This window comes from Xanthomonas sp. SHU 308, from assembly GCF_000364645.1.
GTDB lineage: Bacteria > Pseudomonadota > Gammaproteobacteria > Xanthomonadales > Xanthomonadaceae > Xanthomonas_A > Xanthomonas_A sontii.
Genome location: NZ_AQOK01000390.1, coordinates 1 through 3,285, shown reverse-complemented (window position 1 = coordinate 3,285; position 3,285 = coordinate 1). Strand labels below are relative to the sequence as shown.

General features: G+C 68.6%; 2 protein-coding genes. Both read right to left on the bottom strand.

Annotation, left to right across the window (positions count from 1 at the left end):
- A partial coding sequence (locus D588_RS0113115) for an NAD-dependent epimerase/dehydratase family protein (RefSeq protein ID WP_157836456.1) occupies positions 1–320 on the bottom strand: 320 nt, incomplete at its 3' end.
- 73 nt (positions 321–393) lie between these two features.
- Positions 394–3,156 (bottom strand): methionine synthase, encoded by a 2,763-nt coding sequence (metH, locus tag D588_RS0113110; RefSeq protein WP_017916303.1) that lies wholly within the window; start codon positions 3,154–3,156, stop codon positions 394–396.
- Between the last annotated feature and the right edge of the window lie 129 nt (positions 3,157–3,285).

The window sequence follows — 3,285 nt, the reverse complement described above, 5'->3', positions numbered from 1 at the left end:
ATGCGGCGCACGCCGGCCGCCGCCGCGGCGTCCAGGACGCGGCGCGTGCCGTCGACGTTGACCTGGCGGAAGCGCGCCGCCGGCACATGCGCGACGTGCGGGGCATGCAGCGCGGCCGTGTGGATCACGGCGTCCACGCCCTGCAGTGCGCGCGCCAGCAGTGCGGCATCGTCGAGGTCGCCGACCCAGTCGGTTGTGGAGCAGGGCGTCCGGTCGAAGCCGCTGACGTGGTGCGCGCGCGCGAGCCGGATATGGATCGCGCGGCCGACCCGGCCGGCACTGCCGGTGACCACGATCTTCAATGGGGTCGGAGTGGACATGGGCATCGGCGATGCACTCGAAGGCGCGTGGGGCGGCACAGGCGCTATGGGGGCGCCTGCGGTCGGCGTGGACTCACTCCGGATCGTAGTCCAGGTTGGAGGCCAGCCAGCGTTCGGCCTGTTGCAGCGAGACACCCTTGCGCCGGGCGTAGTCGGCGAGCTGGTCCTTGCCCAGCCGGCCGACCACGAAGTACTGGCTCTGCGGGTGGCTGAAGTAGTAGCCGGACACCGCGGCGGTCGGCAGCATCGCGAAGCTCTCGGTCAGCGACATGCCGGCATTGCGACCGGCATCGAGCAGGGCGAACAGGGTCTGCTTCTCGCTGTGGTCGGGGCAGGCCGGATAGCCGGGCGCGGGACGGATGCCACGATAGCGCTCGGCGATCAGCGCCTCGTTGTCCAGCGCCTCGTCGTCGGCATAGCCCCAGAACTCGGTGCGCACGCGCTGGTGCAGGCGCTCGGCCAGCGCTTCGGCCAGGCGGTCGGCCAGGGCCTTGAGCAGGATCGCGTTGTAGTCGTCGTGCGCCGCCTCGAAGCGCGCCACGTGCGGTTCGATGCCGATACCGGCGGTCACCGCGAACGCACCGATCCAGTCCTGCTTGCCGCTGTCGCGCGGGGCGATGAAGTCGGCCAGGCAGAAGTCCGGGCGCTCGGCGGGCTTGTCGACCTGTTGTCGCAAAAAGTGCAGGGAATGGGGAATGGAGAATCGGGAATGGTCGAGCGGCGCGGTCCCGCCTGACGATTCCCCATTCCTGTCTCCCGATTCCCGGTCCGTCAGGACGACAACATCGTCGCCCACCGACTGCGCCGGCCACAGCCCGAACACGGCCTTGGCGGTCAGCCATTTCTCCGCGACGATCCGCTGCAGCATCGCGCGCGCGTCCTGGTACAGCTCGCTGGCCTGCTGGCCGACGATCTCGTCGGTGAGGATCGCCGGGAACTTGCCGGCCAGTTCCCAGGCCTGGAAGAACGGGGTCCAGTCGATCAGCGGGACCAGGTCGTCCAGCGGGTAGTCGTCGAACACGTGTAGGCCGGGTTGCCTGGGCGCCGGTGGGGTGTAGGCGTCCCAGCCGCCGTCGAAGCGCTGCCCGCGCGCGTGCGCGAGCGAGACCAGGCGCTTGGCGTCGCCGCGGTTCTTGTGGCGCTGGCGGATCTCGGCGTAGTCGGCGTCGTTGGCGGCCACGAAGGCCGCGCGCAGTTCGCGCGAGATCAGCGACTGCGCCACGCCCACCGCGCGCGAGGCGTCCTTCACCCACACGGTCGGCGCCGCGTAATGCGGGTCGATCTTCAGCGCGGTGTGTGCGCGCGAGGTGGTGGCGCCGCCGATCAGCAGCGGCATCGAGAAGCCCTGCCGCTGCATCTCGCGGGCGACGTGGGTCATCTCTTCCAGCGACGGGGTGATCAGCCCGGACAGGCCGATGATGTCGGCGTTCTCGGCGCGGGCGCGGTCGAGGATGGTCTGGGTCGGCACCATCACCCCCAGGTCGATCACGTCGAAGTTGTTGCAGGCCAGGACCACGCCGACGATGTTCTTGCCGATATCGTGCACGTCGCCCTTGACCGTGGCCATGACGATCTTGCCGTTGGACTTGCCGGTGTCGCCGCTGCGCAGCTTCTCCGCCTCGATGTAGGGCAGCAGGTAGGCGACCGCCTTCTTCATCACCCGCGCCGACTTCACCACCTGCGGCAGGAACATCTTGCCGGCGCCGAACAGGTCGCCGACCACGTTCATGCCGTCCATCAGCGGGCCTTCGATCACGTCCAGCGGCCGCGCGGCCTGCTGCCGCGCCTCTTCGGTATCGACCTCGACGAACTCGTCGATGCCATGCACCAGCGCATGGCTCAACCGCTCGCGCACCGTCTTCTCGCGCCACGCCAGCTTTTCCCGATTCCCGATTCCCGCATCCCGATTCCCCGCTTTCTTGTAGCGCTCGGCGATCTCCAGCAGGCGTTCGGTGGCGTCGCGGCGGCGGTTGAGGATCACGTCCTCCACGCGCTCGCGCAGCTCCGGGTCCAACTCGTCGTAGATCGGCATGCCGCCGGCGTTGACGATGCCCATGTCCATGCCTGCGGCGATGGCGTGGTACAGGAACACCGAATGGATCGCCTGGCGCACGGTCTCGTTGCCGCGGAACGAGAACGACACGTTGGACACACCACCGGAGACGTGGCAATGCGGCAGGCTGCGTTTGATCTCGCGGGTGGCCTCGATGAAGTCGACCGCGTAGTTGTCGTGCTCCTCGATGCCGGTGGCCACGGCGAAGATGTTCGGATCGAAGATGATGTCTTCCGGCGGGAACCCGACCTGCTCGGTGAGGATGCGGTAGGCGCGGGTGCAGATCTCCACCTTGCGCGCGCAGGTGTCGGCTTGGCCGACCTCGTCGAAGGCCATCACCACCGCCGCGGCGCCGTAGCGCAGCACCTTGCGCGCGTGCTCGACGAACGGCGCCTCGCCTTCCTTGAGCGAGATCGAGTTGACCACGCTCTTGCCCTGCAGGCACTTCAGCCCGGCCTCGATCACGCTCCACTTGGAGGAGTCGACCATCACCGGGATGCGTGCGATGTCCGGCTCGGACATGATCAAGTTGAGAAAGCGCACCATCGCCTTCTCCGAGTCGATCAGACCCTCGTCCATGTTGACGTCGAGGATCTGCGCGCCGTTGGCGACCTGCTGGCGCGCCACCTCCACCGCCTCCTCGTAACGCTCTTCCTTGATCAGCTTGCGGAACTGCGCGCTGCCGGTGACGTTGGTGCGCTCGCCGACATTGACGAACAGCAGGTCCGGGGTCAGCAGCAACGGCTCCAGGCCGGACAGGCGGGTGTGGCGGGCGGAGGACATGGTCAGCGTTCCGAAAACGGGGAGGTGCCGGCGCACGCGCAGGCGGCAGCGTGCCCGCGCAGGACTGCGCAGGTGGGGGCGGCGGGCGTGCGCGCGGCGGACATCAGGCGGCCTGCGCCGGCGCCGCCA

What these genes read in the sequence shown, in the direction of transcription:
- metH (WP_017916303.1), bottom strand. Translation starts at nt 3,156, where the DNA reads ATGTCCTCCGCCCGCCACACCCGCCTGTCCGGCCTGGAGCCGTTGCTG.